The 15,164-nt window shown below is 71.4% G+C and carries 14 protein-coding genes; 4 read left to right on the top strand and 10 right to left on the bottom strand.

The window, feature by feature from the left end; genetic code table 11:
* The first annotated feature begins 274 nt into the window (after positions 1-274).
* Positions 275-826, top strand: coding sequence for a phosphatase PAP2 family protein (locus ACZ4MU_RS27955; protein WP_467881786.1), 552 nt, complete (start codon positions 275-277; stop codon positions 824-826).
* Here ACZ4MU_RS27955 and ACZ4MU_RS27950 read toward each other — a convergent pair.
* From ACZ4MU_RS27950 to ACZ4MU_RS27915, 8 genes are all read right to left on the bottom strand, one after another.
* Positions 777-2,612: a chitinase gene (locus ACZ4MU_RS27950; protein ID WP_467881785.1), complete on the bottom strand. Its 1,836-nt coding sequence runs from the start codon at positions 2,610-2,612 to the stop codon at positions 777-779. The genes ACZ4MU_RS27955 and ACZ4MU_RS27950 overlap by 50 nt on opposite strands.
* Positions 2,613-2,766: 154 nt before the next feature.
* Positions 2,767-3,225, bottom strand: coding sequence for a hypothetical protein (locus tag ACZ4MU_RS27945; protein WP_467881783.1), 459 nt, complete (start codon positions 3,223-3,225; stop codon positions 2,767-2,769).
* Between the two features lie 182 nt (positions 3,226-3,407).
* Positions 3,408-4,829: an NAD(P)/FAD-dependent oxidoreductase gene (locus ACZ4MU_RS27940; RefSeq protein WP_467881781.1), complete on the bottom strand. Its 1,422-nt coding sequence runs from the start codon at positions 4,827-4,829 to the stop codon at positions 3,408-3,410.
* Positions 4,830-4,867: 38 nt separating this feature from the next.
* A complete protein-coding gene (locus tag ACZ4MU_RS27935) occupies positions 4,868-5,662 on the bottom strand; it encodes an ABC transporter permease (protein ID WP_467881780.1) in 795 nt (264 codons plus the stop codon).
* The gene (locus ACZ4MU_RS27930; RefSeq protein ID WP_467881778.1) at positions 5,662-6,582 is read right to left on the bottom strand and encodes an ABC transporter permease; all 921 of its coding nucleotides are present in this window, start codon (positions 6,580-6,582) and stop codon (positions 5,662-5,664) included. Before ACZ4MU_RS27930 ends, ACZ4MU_RS27935 begins: the two co-directional genes overlap by 1 nt.
* On the bottom strand, positions 6,579-7,733 hold the full coding sequence (locus ACZ4MU_RS27925) for an ABC transporter ATP-binding protein (protein ID WP_467881776.1): 1,155 nt from the start codon (positions 7,731-7,733) through the stop codon (positions 6,579-6,581). The genes ACZ4MU_RS27930 and ACZ4MU_RS27925 overlap by 4 nt, the downstream gene beginning before the upstream one ends.
* Positions 7,734-7,791: 58 nt before the next feature.
* Positions 7,792-9,042 (bottom strand): polyamine ABC transporter substrate-binding protein, encoded by a 1,251-nt coding sequence (locus tag ACZ4MU_RS27920; protein ID WP_467881774.1) that lies wholly within the window; start codon positions 9,040-9,042, stop codon positions 7,792-7,794.
* Positions 9,043-9,123: 81 nt separating this feature from the next.
* A complete protein-coding gene (locus ACZ4MU_RS27915; protein WP_467881864.1) occupies positions 9,124-10,659 on the bottom strand; it encodes a gamma-aminobutyraldehyde dehydrogenase in 1,536 nt (511 codons plus the stop codon).
* 181 nt (positions 10,660-10,840) lie between these two features.
* On the opposite strand from ACZ4MU_RS27915, the gene ACZ4MU_RS27910 reads away from it, so the two are divergent.
* Positions 10,841-11,395, top strand: a complete 555-nt coding sequence (locus ACZ4MU_RS27910) for an NADAR family protein (protein ID WP_467881772.1) — start codon at positions 10,841-10,843, stop codon at positions 11,393-11,395.
* A gap of 540 nt (positions 11,396-11,935) precedes the next feature.
* On the opposite strand, the gene ACZ4MU_RS27905 is transcribed toward ACZ4MU_RS27910, so the two are convergent.
* Positions 11,936-12,625, bottom strand: a complete 690-nt coding sequence (locus tag ACZ4MU_RS27905; RefSeq protein ID WP_467881770.1) for a DUF4190 domain-containing protein — start codon at positions 12,623-12,625, stop codon at positions 11,936-11,938.
* Positions 12,626-12,753: 128 nt separating this feature from the next.
* Here ACZ4MU_RS27905 and ACZ4MU_RS27900 point away from each other — a divergent pair, with 128 nt between their 5' ends.
* Positions 12,754-13,785 carry an adenosine deaminase gene (locus ACZ4MU_RS27900; RefSeq protein WP_467881768.1) on the top strand — a complete coding sequence of 344 codons (1,032 nt, stop codon included), beginning with the start codon at positions 12,754-12,756 and terminating at the stop codon, positions 13,783-13,785.
* A 20-nt stretch (positions 13,786-13,805) separates the two neighbouring features.
* Positions 13,806-14,522 carry a glycerophosphodiester phosphodiesterase gene (locus ACZ4MU_RS27895; protein WP_467881766.1) on the top strand — a complete coding sequence of 239 codons (717 nt, stop codon included), beginning with the start codon at positions 13,806-13,808 and terminating at the stop codon, positions 14,520-14,522.
* Positions 14,523-14,565: 43 nt separating this feature from the next.
* On the opposite strand, the gene ACZ4MU_RS27890 is transcribed toward ACZ4MU_RS27895, so the two are convergent.
* Positions 14,566-15,105: a hypothetical protein gene (locus tag ACZ4MU_RS27890; RefSeq protein ID WP_467881764.1), complete on the bottom strand. Its 540-nt coding sequence runs from the start codon at positions 15,103-15,105 to the stop codon at positions 14,566-14,568.
* Between the last annotated feature and the right edge of the window lie 59 nt (positions 15,106-15,164).

Here is a 15,164-nt window from a genome sequence, read left to right as displayed (position 1 = left end):
ACGGTTTCCGCAGATGAGAGAAACACCTCGCCCGCGGGGAACCACGGGCGGCTCCAGGGCGGCGCATCCTCAGCCTCGTTCTGGTCGTGCCCTGGCGCACACCGCCGGTGCCTCTGGCGCCGGAACTCCTCACCGATCGGACGGCCGTCCGCCCCACACCCCCCGGGGCGTACGGCACACCGGTCGCACCGGCTGTCCCGGAACCTCCCCCCCTGTTCCGGGACGGCCGGCTTTCCTCCTCCCCGCCTGCGCCGCCCTCACGGCGCTCTTCGCGTTGCTGACCTGGCAGGTCGTCACCGACGGCCCGCTGCGCCGCCTGGACGAACGCGTCGGCGGACAGCTCGCGGGCCGCGGCCCCCAGGGCCCTGCCCAGGTCCTGGCCGACCTCGGCTCCCTGCCCGTCGCCCTGCCGGTGCTGGCCCTCGCCCTGGCGTACGCGGTGTGGCGGGGTGCGCGCCGGGACGCGCTGCTCGCGGCGGTGACGATGGCGCTGGTCCCGGCCCTGGTCGTACCGCTGAAGATCTGGACCGACCGCGCGGGCCCGCTCACCTCCGACACCGGCTACTACCCGTCCGGCCACACCGCCACCGCGATGGTGGCGTACGGCGGCGCGGCCCTGCTGCTCACCCGCCGCACCGCCTCCCGCCGCGCGTGGATGATGCCCGCCACCGCGGGCGTGCTCACCGCGGCGACGGGCATCGGTCTGGTGCTGCACGGCTACCACTGGCCCCTGGACGTGCTGGCGAGCGGCTGCCTGTGCGGGGTGCTCCTGCTGCTCAGCTCCACGGGTACGCGTCGAAGTTCCGGGAGAACTCCCCGCCGTTGAACCGGTCCCAGTTGACCGACCAGGTCATCAGCCCGCGCAGCCCCGGCCAGGCCCCGTGGGTCTGGTACGAGCCGCAGTTCGCCTTCCTGGTCAGGCAGTCCAGCGCCTTGGTGACCTCGGCGGGGGCGGTGTGGCCGTTGCCCGCGTTGGTGGACGCCGGCAGCCCGATGGCGACCTGGTCGGGGCGCAGGGCCGGGAACATCCGGGCGCTGTCGCCCGCCACCGGAAAGCCGGTGAGCAGCATGTCGGTCATGGCGACGTGGAAGTCCGCGCCGCCCATCGAGTGGTACTGGTCGTCCAGGCCCATGACGGGGCCCGAGTTGTAGTCCTGGACGTGCAGCAGCGTCAGGTCGTCGCGCAGGGCGTGGATGACCGGCAGATAGGCGCCGCAGCGCGGGTCCTGGCCGCCCCAGGGACCGGAACCGTAGTACTGGTACCCGAGCTGGACGAAGAACGTCTCCGGGGCCATCGTCAGCACGAACTTCGCGCCGTACTTGGCCTTGAGGGTCTTCAGCGCCGCTATGAGGTTCACGACGACCGGTGTCGTGGGGTTGCGGAAGTCGGTGTCGCCGGTGGCGAGCGTGAGGGAGTGGCCCTCGAAGTCGACGTCGAGGCCGTCGAGCCCGTACTCGTCGATGATCTTCGAGACGGACGCGACGAAGGTGTCGCGGGCAGCCGCGGTGGTGAGCTGGACCTGGCCGTTCTGGCCGCCGACGGAGATCAGGACCTTCTTGCCCGCGGCCTGTTTGGCCCTGATGGCGGCCTTGAAGTCGGCGGCCGTCTCCACGCCGGGGCACTCGCTCACCGGGCAGAGGCTGAAGCGGATGTCGCCGGAGGTGACGGAGGTCGGCTCGCCGAAGGCGAGGTCGATCACGTCCCAGGAATCGGGGACGTCGGCGAGCCGGGTGTAGCCGGAGCCGTTGGCGAAGCTGGTGTGCAGATAGCCCACGAGCGCGTGCGCGGGCAGACCGCCACCGGGGCTGCCTCCGCCACCGCTGGTGGTGGCGGCGGTGAGGGGGGCGGACTTGGCCGACTCGCCGGCCGTGTTGGTGGCGGCGACCTGGAAGGTGTACGCGGTGGAGGCGGTCAGACCCGTGACGGTGGCCGAGTTCCCGCTCACCGACAGGGCCTTGGCGCCGCCCTGGTAGACGGTGTAGCCGGTGGCGCCGGGAACGGCGGTCCAGCTCAGGCCGATGCTGGAGGAGGTGGCGGAGCCCGCGGTCAGACCGGTGGGGGCGGCCGGGAGCTGGACGGGCCCGCCGCCGGGCCCCAGCAGGCTCACGTCGTCGGCGTGGTAGGCGCCGGTGCCGTACCAGCCGTGGGTGTAGAGGGTCACCGAGGTGGTGGCGGCGCCGGTGGTGAAGGTGGTGCGCACGTGCTGCCAGGACGGGGCGGACTGGGTCCAGGTGCTGACGTCGGTGGTGCCGGTCCCGGTCGCGCCCAGGTAGACGTAGCTGCCCTGAACCCAAGCGCTCAGGGTGTACGTGGAGCCGGGCCGGACCGCGACCGTCTGGGAGCACTGGGCGTTGTCGTTCCCGGCCGGGGTGGCTCTGAGCGCCTTGGCGCCGCCGTGCACGGGCGAGGTGACCACCGCGCCGCTGCCCGCCGTACAGCTCCAGCCGTCCAGTCCGGCTTCGAAGCCGCCGTTGCGCGCCAGTTCGGTGTCGGCGGCGCGGGCGGTCTGCGCGGAGGCGACCAGGGCCCCTGCGGCGAGGACCACCGCCGTCAGGGCGGCGAGGAGTCGGCTGGGTCTGGAGGTGCCGGCGGGGCTTTCGGTGCGGTCCACGATGTCCTCCGGGCATGGGGGGACCGGATCCGGCAGCGGGTGGGAGCGGATCCGGGGATGGCGGGGATGGGGCCGAGCCCGCCACAATGTGGTCCAGACCAATGACCTTGTCAAGACTTCCGGCAGGAGCCCGTCGGGTGGGGGCACAACCCGTTCAGTCCCGCCCGTCCCGGGCGATGTGCGCCGCCGCCTCGTGCATCGCGAGTTCCAGCAGCGCGGGATCGGTGAGGACGCCCGAGCCGTCGGGCGGGACGAGCCAGCGCACCCCGCCGCTGACCCGGCCGGGGTAGGGGACCACGATCCAGGTCCCCTCTCCGGCCCCGCGCACCCCGGTGCCGAGCCAGCCCGCGGCCGTGCCCGGCGGGACGAAGAACCCCAGCCGCGCGTCGCCGAAGTCGGCGAGGACGGGCCCCGGCCGGTCGACGAGCCTGAGCAGGACGTCCAGGGCGGGGTGCCCCAGCTCGCCCGGCAGGATCAGTACGTCCCAGCGCCTGCCGGCGGGGAGGAGGGCGACCCCCAGGGGGTTGCGCTCCCACTCCCACCGGCAGGCGTCGGGCTCCGGCGCCACCGACGCCAGCCATTCCACCGCTGTCCTGGGTCCCGAGCCGTTCATCACCCGGTCTTCCTTTCGTGAGCGCCGAGTTGCGGTCACGGGGGGAGAGCGGGGTGGGCGCCGGCTATGACGCGGGTTTCGCTACCTGGCGGTAGTGAACCGGGGCGCTCCATGATCACGGTTGTGCGCCCCCCGCGCGGAGGGGAGCGCATGATCCAGTTGAAAACGCGATGGTCACACGGTCAACTGTCGAAGCCGAGACCCGCCCGGTCCATCGCCTTCAGCCACAGGTTTCTGCGCCCGCCGTTGGCGTCCGCACGGGCCAGGGCCCACTTGGTGATGCCGATGCCCGCCCAGGCGACCGGCTCCGGCGGGAACGGCAGCGGCTTCTTGCGGACCATCTCCAGCTCGGTGCGCTCGGTCCGCTCCCCCGCCAGCAGGTCGAGCATCACGTCCGCGCCGAAGCGGGTCGCGCCGACGCCGAGGCCGGTGTACCCGGCGGCGTACGCCACCTTCCCGCCGTGGGCCGTCCCGAAGAACGCCGAGAAGCGCGAGCAGGTGTCGATCGCCCCGCCCCAGGCATGGCTGAAACGCAGCCCCTCCAGCTGGGGGAAGCAGCGGAAGAAGTGCTCGGCCAGCTTGAGGTAGGTGGCGGGCCGGTCGTCGTACTCGGCCCGGACCTTACCCCCGTACTTGTAGATCGCGTCGTAGCCGCCCCACAGGATCCGCTGGTCGGCGGTGATCCGGAAGTAGTGGAACTGGTTGGCCGAGTCGCCGAGCCCCTGGCGGTTCCGCCAGCCGACCGACGCCAGCTGCTCCGCGCTGAGCGGCTCGGTCATCAGCGCGTAGTCGTACACCGGGACGGTGTACGCGCGCACCCGCTTGACCAGGGACGGGAACACATTGGTGCCGAGCGCGACCCGGCCGGCGCGGATCCGCCCGTACGGGGTGCGCACCGCCATGCCCGGCCCGGCCGCCACCAGGTCCAGGCCCGGGGTGTGTTCGTAGATTCGTACGCCCAGATCGAGACAGGCCCGCTTCAGGCCCCAGGCGAGCTTGGCGGGGTGCAGCATCGCCACGCCGCGCCGGTCCCAGAGGCCGCCGAGGAAGGTCGGCGAGTGGACCTCGGCCCGCATCGCGTCCTGGTCGAGGAGTTCGAGCCCCTGGAAGCCGAGCCCGGCCGCCTCCTCGTACATCTCGTGCAGCTCGTCGAGCTGGTGCGGCTCGGTGGCCACGTCGATCTCACCGGTGCGCTCGAAGTCGCAGTCCAGCGAGTAGCGGGCGACGGCCTCCTCGATCGCGTCGAGGTTGGCCGCGCCCAGCTTCTCCAGACGGGGCAGCTCGTCCGGCCAGCGGGCCAGGCCGTTGCCCAGGCCGTGGGTGAGGGAGGCGGCGCAGAAGCCGCCGTTGCGGCCCGAGGCCGCCCAGCCGGTCTCCTTGCCCTCGATGAGGACCACGTCGCGGCCGGGGTCGCGCTCCTTGGCCAGGAGCGCGGTCCACAGTCCGCTGTAGCCGCCGCCGACGACGAGCAGGTCGCAGCGCTCGTCGCCCGCGAGCGCGGGGTGGGCCCCGGGCCTGCCCGGGTCCTCCAGCCAGAAGGGGACGGGCTGGGCGTCCGTCAGGGAAAGGGCTGCCGCACTGCGCATGGCTCGGGTGACGGCCATGACTTCCAACTCCCTCGAAGGGTTCGGTCGGTTGCTTCCTAGGCTTTCGTACGGTTGCCGCGCCGGTTCGCCACGAGCTGGCCGGCGACGACCACCACCACGGCGATGACGAACATCGCCGTACCGATGACATTGATCTGAACGGGCGTGCCCCGCTGCGCCGATCCCCAGACGAACATGGGGAACGTCACGGTGGAGCCCGCGTTGAAGTTGGTGATGATGAAGTCGTCGAAGGAGAGCGCGAAGGCGAGCAGCGCGCCCGCGACGATTCCGGGGGCGGCGATCGGCAGGGTGACCCGCACGAACGTCTGGACCGGGCCCGCGTAGAGGTCGCGCGCGGCCTCCTCCAGCCTCGGGTCCATCGACATCACCCGCGCCTTGACCGCCGTCACCACGAAGCTGAGGCAGAACATGATGTGGGCGATGAGGATGGTCCAGAAGCCGAGCCGCGCGCCCAGGTTGAGGAAGAGGGTGAGCAGCGAGGCGGCCATGACGACCTCGGGCATCGCCATCGGCAGGAAGATCAGCGAGTTGATCGCGCCGCGCGCCCGGAACCGGTAGCGCACCAGCGCGAAGGCGATCATCGTGCCGAGCACCGTCGCGCCGACCGTGGCCCAGGCGGCGATCTGGAGCGAGAGCGAGAGCGAGCCGCACATGTCGGCGACCCCGCACGGGTCCTTCCAGGCGTCGGTGGAGAACCGCTGCCAGGAGTAGTTGAAGCGCCCGTTCGGCTTGTTGAACGAGAACACCATCACGACGACGTTCGGCAGGATCAGGTACGCGAGGGTCGCGAGCCCCGCGATGACGATGACGTTGCGTCGGAGCCAGCGCATCAGACCAGGTCCTCCGTCCCGGCTCGGCGGATGTAGACGGTGACCATGACCAGCACGACCGCCATCAGGATGAAGGAGAGGGCGGCGGCGGTCGGATAGTCCAGGACCCGCAGGAACTGCGACTGGATGACGTTGCCGACCATCTTCTGGTCGGTGGAGCCGAGCAGTTCGGCGTTGACGTAGTCGCCGCTCGCCGGGATGAAGGTGAGCAGCGTGCCCGAGACGACACCCGGCATGGAGAGCGGGAAGGTCACCTTGCGGAAGGTGGTCGCGGGGGTCGCGTACAGATCACCGGCGGCCTCGTGCAGCCGGGAGTCGATCCGCTCCAGGGACGTGTACAGCGGCAGGATCATGAAGGGCAGGAAGTTGTACGTGAGGCCGCAGACCACCGCCATCGGCGTGGCCAGCACCCGGTCGCCCTCGGTGAGGCCCAGCCAGCCGGTCACGTCGAGCACGTGCAGCGAGTTGAGCGTGTGCACCACCGGGCCGCCGTCCGCCAGGATCGTCTTCCAGGCGAGGGTGCGGATCAGGAAGCTGGTGAAGAACGGCGCGATGACCAGCACCAGGATCACATTGCGCCAGCGGCCCGCCCTGAAGGCGATCAGATACGCCAGCGGATACCCGAGCAGCAGGCACAGTACGGTCGCCGTGCCCGCGTAGAGCAGCGAGCGCACGAACTGCGGGTAGTACTCCCGGAAGGCGTCCCAGTAGGTCTGGAAGTGCCAGGTGACCTGGAAGCCCTTCTCCAGGGAGCCGGTCTGCACCGAGGTGGAGGCCTGGTAGACCATCGGCAGCGCGAAGAAGACGATCAGCCACAGGATGCCGGGCAGCAGCAGCCAGTAGGGCACAAGGCGCTTGCGCGCCGGTGCCTTGCGTACGGGGAGGTCGGCGGCCAGGGGCGCCTCGGTCAGGGCGCTCACGCGGCGTCCTCGACCTTCTCCACGCCCGCGTCGATCGCCTGCGCGGCGTCCAGGCCGAAGGTGTGCGCCGGGTTCCAGTGCAGGACGACCTCGGCACCGGGCACGAGCCGCGTGTCGCGCTCGATGTTCTGCTCGTACACCGCGAGCCCGCGGCCCGCCGGGGAGTCGATGACGTACTGGGTGGAGACACCGATGAAGGAGGAGCCGACGATGCGGCCCGGGACACGGTTGCGGCCTGCCGCTGTCGAGCCCTCGTCGTCCCGGTGGGCGAGGGAGATCTTCTCCGGGCGCACGCCCACGAGGATCTTCCCGGCGCTGGTGTCGGGGGCCGGACATCGTCCGCCGGGCAGCTTCAGCTTCGCTCCGCCCGCCGTGACGATAAGGTCCTCGCCGCTCTTCTCGACGATCTCGGCCTCGATGAGGTTGGAGGTGCCGAGGAAGTTCGCCACGAAGGTGGTCCTGGGGTTCTCGTAGAGGTCGGCGGGGGCGCCGAGCTGCTCGACGCGGCCGCCGTTCATCACCGCGACCGTGTCGGCCATGGTCATGGCCTCCTCCTGGTCGTGGGTGACGTGCACGAAGGTGATGCCGACCTCGGTCTGGATCCGCTTGAGCTCCAGCTGCATCTGGCGGCGCAGCTTGAGGTCGAGGGCGCCGAGCGGCTCGTCGAGGAGCAGTACCTGCGGGTGGTTGATGAGCGCCCGGGCGACCGCCACGCGCTGCTGCTGGCCGCCGGAGAGCTGGTGCGGCCTGCGCCCCGCGAAGTCGCCGAGCTGGACGAGTTCCAGCATGTCGTCGACCTGCTTCTTCACCGATTTGATGCCCCGGCGGCGCAGCCCGAAGGCGACGTTCTCGGAGACGTCGAGGTGCGGGAAGAGCGCGTACGACTGGAAGACGGTGTTCACCGGCCGCTTGTAGGGCGGGAGTCCGGTGACGTCCTTGTCGCCGAGGAAGACGGTCCCGGTGGTGGGCTCCTCCAGTCCGGCGATCATGCGCAGGGTGGTGGTCTTGCCGCAGCCGGAGGCGCCGAGCAGGGCGAAGAAGGAGCCCTGAGGGACGGTCAGTTCGAGCGGGTGGACGGCGGTGAAGGAGCCGTACGTCTTGCTGATCCCGGTGAGGCGGACGTCGCCGCCGTCGTTCTTGTCGTCAGTCATGGGTTGCGATCCCAGGGGTGGAGAGGGACGAGGGGGCAGAGGAGGGCGGGCCGTGGGCCTAGGCGCCGATGAGCTTGGCGAACCTCTCCTCGTACTTGGTCTCCTCCTCGCTGGTGAGCGAGCGGAAGGAGTGCGCCTTGGCGGCCATCGCCCTGTCGGGCAGGATCAGCGTGTTCCGGGCGAGCTCCGGGTCGATCCTGGTGAGCTCCTCGCGTACGCCGTCGACCGGGCACACGTAGTTGATGTACGCGGCGAGCCTGGCCGCGACCGCCGGCTCGTAGTAGTAGTCGATCAGCCGCTCGGCGTTGGCCCGGTGCCGGGCCTTGGCGGGGACCAGCAGGTTGTCGCTGGAGAGCATGTAACCGGCCGCCGGGATCGCGTACTTGATGTCCGGGTTGTCGGTCCGCAGCTGGGTGATGTCCCCGCCCCAGGCCACACACGCGGCGAGGTCGCCCTTGTCCAGGTCGCCGGTGTAGTCGTTGCCGGTGAAACGCCGGATCTGCTTCTTGTCGACGCCCTTCTGGAGCCGCCCGATCGCCGCGTCGTAGTCGGCGTCGGTGAAGTTCGCCGGGTCCTTGCCCATGTCGAGCAGGGTCATCCCGACGGTGTCGCGCATCTCGGTGAGGAAGCCCACCCGGCCCTTGAGGGTGGGGTCGTCGAGCAACTGGGTCACCGAGTCGACGGTCCGGCCGCCGGTCGCCTTGGCGTTGTACGCGATGACCGCCGGAATGCCGGTCCACGGGTAGGAGTAGGCCCGGCCCGGGTCCCAGTCGGGGGTGCGGAAGGGCGCGGAGAGGTTGGCGAAGGCGTGCGGCAGCTTCGAGGCGTCGAGCTTCTGCGCCCAGCCGAACCGGATGAGCCGCCCGGCCAGCCAGTCGGTGACGACGATGAGGTCGCGCCCGATGTCCTGCCCGGCCGCGAGCTGCGGCTTGATCTTCCCGAAGAACTCGACGTTGTCGTTGATGTCCTCGGTGTACTTGACCTGGATGCCGGTCCGCCTGGTGAAGGCGTCCAGCGTCGGCCGGTGCTTGTTGTCGTCGCTGACGTCCATGTACTCGGTCCAGTTGGAGAAGCTGATCGCCTTCTCCTCGGCCGAGTGGTCGTCCGAGGCCGGGGCCTGGCCGCCGTCCTTCCTGGCGGCCGGGATCCCGCAGCCGGCGAGCCCCGCCAGGCCGCCGACGGCGAGCGCGCCGAAGCCGGTGGCCCGCATCAGGGAGCGGCGGGTCAGGGCGCCCCGGCCGCTGCTCAGGCTGCGCTGTACGGCGGCCAGCTGGGGCCCGGACAGGCGGTCCGGCTCGTAACTCTCCATGCGCTGTGTGCCCTTTCGGGTGGAGGTGGCGGCCGCTGGTCGGACGGCCGCCACGCGGCGCGGCGCCGCTGGTCGGATGCTTTACCGGTCCCCGAAGATCGTGCGGTGCCAGTCCTTCGCGGCGACCGCGGTGTTGTCGTACATCACATGCTTGACCTGTGTGTACTCCTCGAACGAGTACGCCGACATGTCCTTTCCGTAGCCACTCGCCCCATAGCCGCCGTGCGGCATCTCACTGATGATCGGAATGTGGTCGTTGACCCAGACGCACCCGGCCTTGATCTCCCGGGTGGCGCGGCCCGTCCGGTAGACGTCCCGGCTCCAGGCGGAGGCGGCGAGGCCGTACGGGGTGTCGTTGGCGAGCCGGATTCCCTCGTCGTCGGAGTCGAAGGGCAGCACGGCCAGCACCGGTCCGAAGATCTCGGCCTGGACGACCTCGCTGTCCTGCGCGGCGTCGGCGATCAGGGTGGGCAGGTAGAAGGCGCCCCTGTTCGTCGCGGCTCCCCTGCCCGCGGGGGCCGAGCCGCCGGTGACGACGCGGGCGTAGGAGCGGGCGCGCTCGACGAAACCGGCGACGCGGTCGCGGTGGACGTGGCTGATGAGCGGCCCGAGATCGGTGGCCGGATCGAAGGGGTCACCGACGCGGACGGTCGCCATGAGGTCGGCGACCCCCGCGACGAAGGCGTCGTGGAGCGGACGCTGGACGTACGCGCGCGTGGCGGCGGTGCAGTCCTGCCCGGTGTTGATGAGGCAGGCGGCGACCGCGCCGTGCACGGCGGCCTCCAGGTCGGCGTCGTCGAAGACCACGAAGGGGGCCTTGCCGCCGAGCTCCAGATGGGTGCGCTTGACGGTGGCGGTGGCGATCTCGGCGACGCGCCTGCCGACGGCGGTGGACCCGGTGAAGGAGGTCATGGCAACGTCCGGGTGCCCGACGAGATGCTCCCCGGCGTCCCGCCCGGCGCCGCAGACGATGTTCACGACCCCGTCCGGGATCCCGGCGGCGGTGGCGGCCTGGGCGAAGAGCAGCGAGGTCAGGGGGGTGATCTCGGCGGGCTTGAGGACGATGGTGTTGCCGGCGGCGATCGCCGGGAGGACCTTCCAGGCGGCCATCTGGAGCGGATAGTTCCAGGGGGCGATGGAGCCGACCACCCCGAGGGCCTCGCGGCGGACGTAGGAGGTGTGGTCGCCCGAGTACTCCCCTGCGGACTGCCCCTGGAGGTGGCGGGCGGCCCCGGCGAAGAAGGCGGTGTTGTCGACCGTGCCGGGGACGTCGAACTCCCGGCTGAGCTTGATCGGCTTGCCGCACTGGAGGGACTCGGCCTGCGCGAACTCCTCGGCGCGGTCGGCGAGGACGGCGGCGAAGCGGTGCAGGGCGTCGGAGCGTTCGGCGGGGGTGGCGCCGGACCAGCCCGGGAAGGCGTCCTTGGCGGCGGCGACGGCGGCGTCCACGTCGCCGCTCCCACCCAGCTCGTACGTGTACACGACCTCGCCACTGGCGGGGTCGACGACGTCCTGCCTGCGCCCGGAGGTGCCGGGAGCCAGACGCCCGCCGATGTACTGGGCGCCGCCTGCGAAACGGTCCTGCGCCGGGAAGCGACTGCTGTTGCTGTTGCCCATCTCGCTCACGGTCTCCGTAGCTCCAGCTCGATTTGAGTGCCGATCCTGACAGAGCGGCATCTGACCAACAAGTGATTCCGTTGTTGCCTTTTGGTTACGCGACGGAATCTGTCGACCATGTGTCGGGTCCTGCCGTAAATACCCGTACGGAGTGTCAGTGGCGGATGCCAGACTCGCGTGCATGGAGAAGATCGACAATTTGATCGCGCAGGTCAAGGATGGTGAACGGCTCAAGTTCTTGCACTTCTGGGGGCACACGCCCCGCCGTGACGGCACCCTCGGACCGAGCTGCCTCAGCCAGTGGTGGCCCTCGCCGTTCACGGTGGACGGGGTCGGTTACGCGACGGCGGAGCACTGGATGATGGCCGCCAAGGCCCGCCTCTTCGCCGACGAGGAGGCGGAGCGGGCGGCCCTCGCGGCACGGACTCCCGCCGAGGCCAAGAAGGCGGGCCGGCTGGTGCGGGGCTTCGAGGAGGAGGTGTGGAGGCGTGAACGGTACGGGATCGTGCTGGAGGGCTCCCTCCACAAGTTCGGCCAGTCCGCACCGCTGAAGGAGTACTTGCTGACCACGGGTGACCGCGTCCTGGTGGAGGCGAGCCCCCTGGACAGGATCTGGGGAATCGGTCTCCCGGCGGACGCCCCCGAGGCGTCGGATCCGGCGCGGTGGCGGGGGGAGAACTTGCTGGGGTTCGCGTTGATGGAGGTTCGGGGGGTGTTGGGGGGAGGGGCGGGGTAGGGCCGGCGGGGGCCGGTCCTGGGGGCGCTTTGGCCTGCGGACCGGTGGGGGTGCCTTGCGGCGGGCCGGTCCTGGGGGCGCTTTCGTCTGCAGGCCGGTGGGGGCTGGTCGCGCAGTTCCCCGCGCCCCTGAGGGGGTTGGGGGGCGGGATTGTGTGGCGTTCGGCGGGGTGCGGCGGCCGGGGGCGGGGGTGTTCTGTCTGCGGGCCGGTGGGGGCTGGTCGCGCAGTTCCCCGCGCCCCTGAGGGGGTTGGGGCGAGAGGGCTTCGTCGGGGCGCGGGGCGGCTTCCGCTCGGGGCGGTGACCGGGGCCGGCCCAGCTGCGCGCAGGGGTGGGGCCTCACCAGGGGTGCAGGGCGCAGCCCCCACCGCAAGGTCCGGGGCGGAGCCCCGTTCGTTCAGGGGTGCAGGGGGCAGAGCCCCCGCTGGGCGGGGCCGGGCCATAGCCCCGCTGGGGGTGCAGGGGGCGGAGCCCCCGCTCCGGGGTCGGGGGGCGTAGCCCCCGGGTAGACCCCCTTTGCCCCCACCCACCCCCGGAGGGTTCAGGGAAGGGGCGGGGTGGGGGAATCCCTCACCACCAGCGACGTCGCGAACGGATCGTCATACCTCGACGACTCCCCCGAATCCTCATCATTCGTCACCGCCCAGATCATCAGCCCCAGAAACACCCCGCTCACCACAATCCCCACCGCCCCGAGAATGATCCCGGCCAGCGCCTGCCCCCCGTTCGTGGCCTGGCCCCGCTTCGCCCGCCCCTTCCCCAGGAACCCGAAGATCAGCGCCAGGATCCCGAGCACGATCCCGAGGCCCCACAGGCAGAACAGCACCACCGACAGGATCCCCAGCACCAGCGCGGCCGTGCCGAAACCGTTCAGCGGGGCGCCCATGCCGGTCCAGCCGGGGTGGCCGTACCCCGGGTAGCCGGGGTAGGCGGGATACGCCGGGTAGCCGTAGCCCCCCGGAGAACCAGGGCCCCCAGGACCCCCGGGCCCACCCGGCGCCGTGGGAGGCGGCGGAACCGCCCCGCCCGCGGACCCCGTCGCGGGCCCCGTCGCGGGCCCCGTCGCGGGCCCCGTCGCGGGCCCCGCCCAGGGCTGCTCCCCCGCCGCCGGCATCGACGTCACCGTCGGCTGGTCATGCACCGGCTTCTCCAGCGGAACCTTCCGCTCCGGCGGCGCCCACGGGTCCACGGGCTCCGCGCCCGGGGACGGCTGATCGCGGTTGTCTGACATGGGCCTCCCCCATCGTGGTTCCGACATGCTAAAGCTCCCGCCCGCGGCGCGATCCACGGGATCCGGGCGACCCGCCCGGCCTAACATGATCCCCGACGAGCGAAGCCGACAGCCGCGGAGGAAGAACCATGACCGATCTGCACCCGTTCATCGCGGGGCTGCCCAAGGCGGAGCTCCATGTGCACCACGTCGGCTCGGCCTCCCCCCGCATCGTCGCCGAACTCGCCGCCCACCACCCGGACTCGAAGGTCCCCACCGACCCCGAGGCCCTCGCGGACTACTTCACGTTCACCGACTTCGCGCACTTCATCGAGGTCTACCTCTCGGTCGTCGACCTGATCCGCACCCCGGAGGATGTGCGCCTTCTCACGTACGAGGTCGCCCGCGACATGGCCCGGCAGAACATCCGGTACGCCGAGCTGACCATCACCCCCTTCTCCTCCACCCGCCGCGGCATCGACGAGCGCGCCTTCATGGACGCGATCGAGGACGCCCGCGAGGCGGCCGAGAAGGAGCTCGGCACGGTCCTGCGCTGGTGCTTCGACATCCCGGGTGAGGCCGGTCTGGAGGCAGCGGCCGAAACGACCCGGCTCGCGACCGACGACGCCGTCCGCCCCGCGGGCCTGGTCTCCTTCGGCCTCGGCGGCCCCGAAATCGGCGTACCGCGCCCGCAGTTCAAGCCCTACTTCGACCGGGCCATCGCCGCCGGCCTGCACTCGGTGCCGCACTCGGGCGAGTCCACCGGCCCGCAGTCCATCTGGGACGCCCTGCGCGATCTGCGCGCGGAGCGCATCGGTCACGGCACCAGCGCCACCCGGGACCGCGACCTCCTCCAGCACCTCGCCGACCACCGGATCGCCCTGGAGGTCTGCCCGACCTCCAACCTGGCGACCCGTGTCGTCACCGACATCGAGCGGCACCCGATAAAGGAGATGGTCCAGGCGGGCGTGCTGGTCACGGTCAACAGCGACGACCCGCCGATGTTCGGCACCGACCTCAACAACGAGTACGCGGTCGCCGCCCGCCTGCTGGAGCTGGACGAGCGCGGCGTGGCCGATCTCGCCAAGAACGCCGTCGAGGCGTCCTTCCTGGACGAGGCGGGCAAGACGCGGCTCGCCGCCGAGATCGACGACTACACCGCGCGGTGGCTCGCGCGGTAACGCCCGACCACAATGGGCCCATGCGCACCGTGACTGCCGTGGCCCACCGCGGCGACCCCTACCGCGTCCGCGAGAACACGCTCCCGTCGATCCACTCGGCGCTGGAGCGGGGCGCGGACGTGGTCGAGATCGATGTACGACTCACCCGCGACGGCGTCCCCGTCCTGCTGCACGACGCCACCCTGGAGCGGCTGTGGGGCCACGACCGCCCGCTGTCCTCCCTGGTGTACGAGGATGTGCGCGAGCTGACCCGCTCGGGCGTGCCCACGCTGCGCGCGGCCCTGGCGGCGGCGGGCGGGCACCGGCTGATGATCGATCTGCCGGGTGCGACCGACGCGGCGGTGCGCGCGGTGGTCGCCACGGTGCGCGAGTGCGGTGCGGGCGAGAGCGTCTCGTACTGCGCGGGCGCGTCCGCCATGCTGAAGGTCCGCTCGGCCGACCCGTCCGCCGAGATCGCCCTGACCTGGACGACCCTGGCTCCGCCGCGCCCCGAGCTGATCGCGGCGGTGAAGCCGCGCTGGCTCAACTACCGCTTCGGGCTGATGAGTCCGGAGCTGGCGGCACGGATCCACCGCGACGGAATGCTGGTGTCGGTGTGGACCGCGGACACCCGGCGGACGATGCGGCGGCTGGTCGGACAGGGCGTGGACGCGATCACCACCAACCGGCTGGACGCGCTGCGCGCGGTCCTGGCGGAAGGCCGGGGCGGAACGAGCGCCGGGCGGCCGACAGCCTGACGGCGCGGCCGCGCGGGGCGCGGGTCTCACGCCAGGGCGGCCCTCACGCCGGCGCGGGCGCCCCCGGCGCCCCCGGCGCGGCCTGCCCCATGAGCGCCTCCAGCTCCTTGATCCTGCGGCGGACGACCCAGAGCGGGATGACGCCGAACACCCCGAACGACATGTCGATCACCGACCACCAGAAGGGGATCCCCCGGACCGGGCCGCAGATCAGCGCCAGCGGAATGATCCCGGCGCAGGCGATCATCCCGAACTCGATCACCCAGATGTTGCGCACCGGATCGCGGTAGGGCCCGTAGAAGGCGACGGCGATGACGAGGTGCGCGAACGCCAGCCAGTCCGTTCCGTAGAGGACGAAGGGGTAGTCCGCGTCCGTCGCGTCGAGCCCTTGACGCACCCGGTCGATCCAGGCCGCCAGGCCCGGGAACCAGTCCCCGACCGGCGTCGACCGCACCAGGCCCTGCGTCCAGCGCAGTTCGTGCACCAACGGGAACGCGGTGAGCCCGCTGAGCACGAGACAGACGATGAAGACGCCCAGCCACAGGCGTATGCGCCGCACGAGGGCAGCTTTTGGCTCGCTCATGATCGCAGCGTACGCCTCGGTTTGAACGCGTTCACATCTGCGCCGGGGATCTCCGGGGA

The sequence above is a fragment of the Streptomyces sp. NPDC026377 genome (assembly GCF_055567715.1).
The sequence above is the reverse complement of the archived record's forward strand: the minus strand, read 5'-3'. Positions and strand labels throughout refer to the sequence as shown.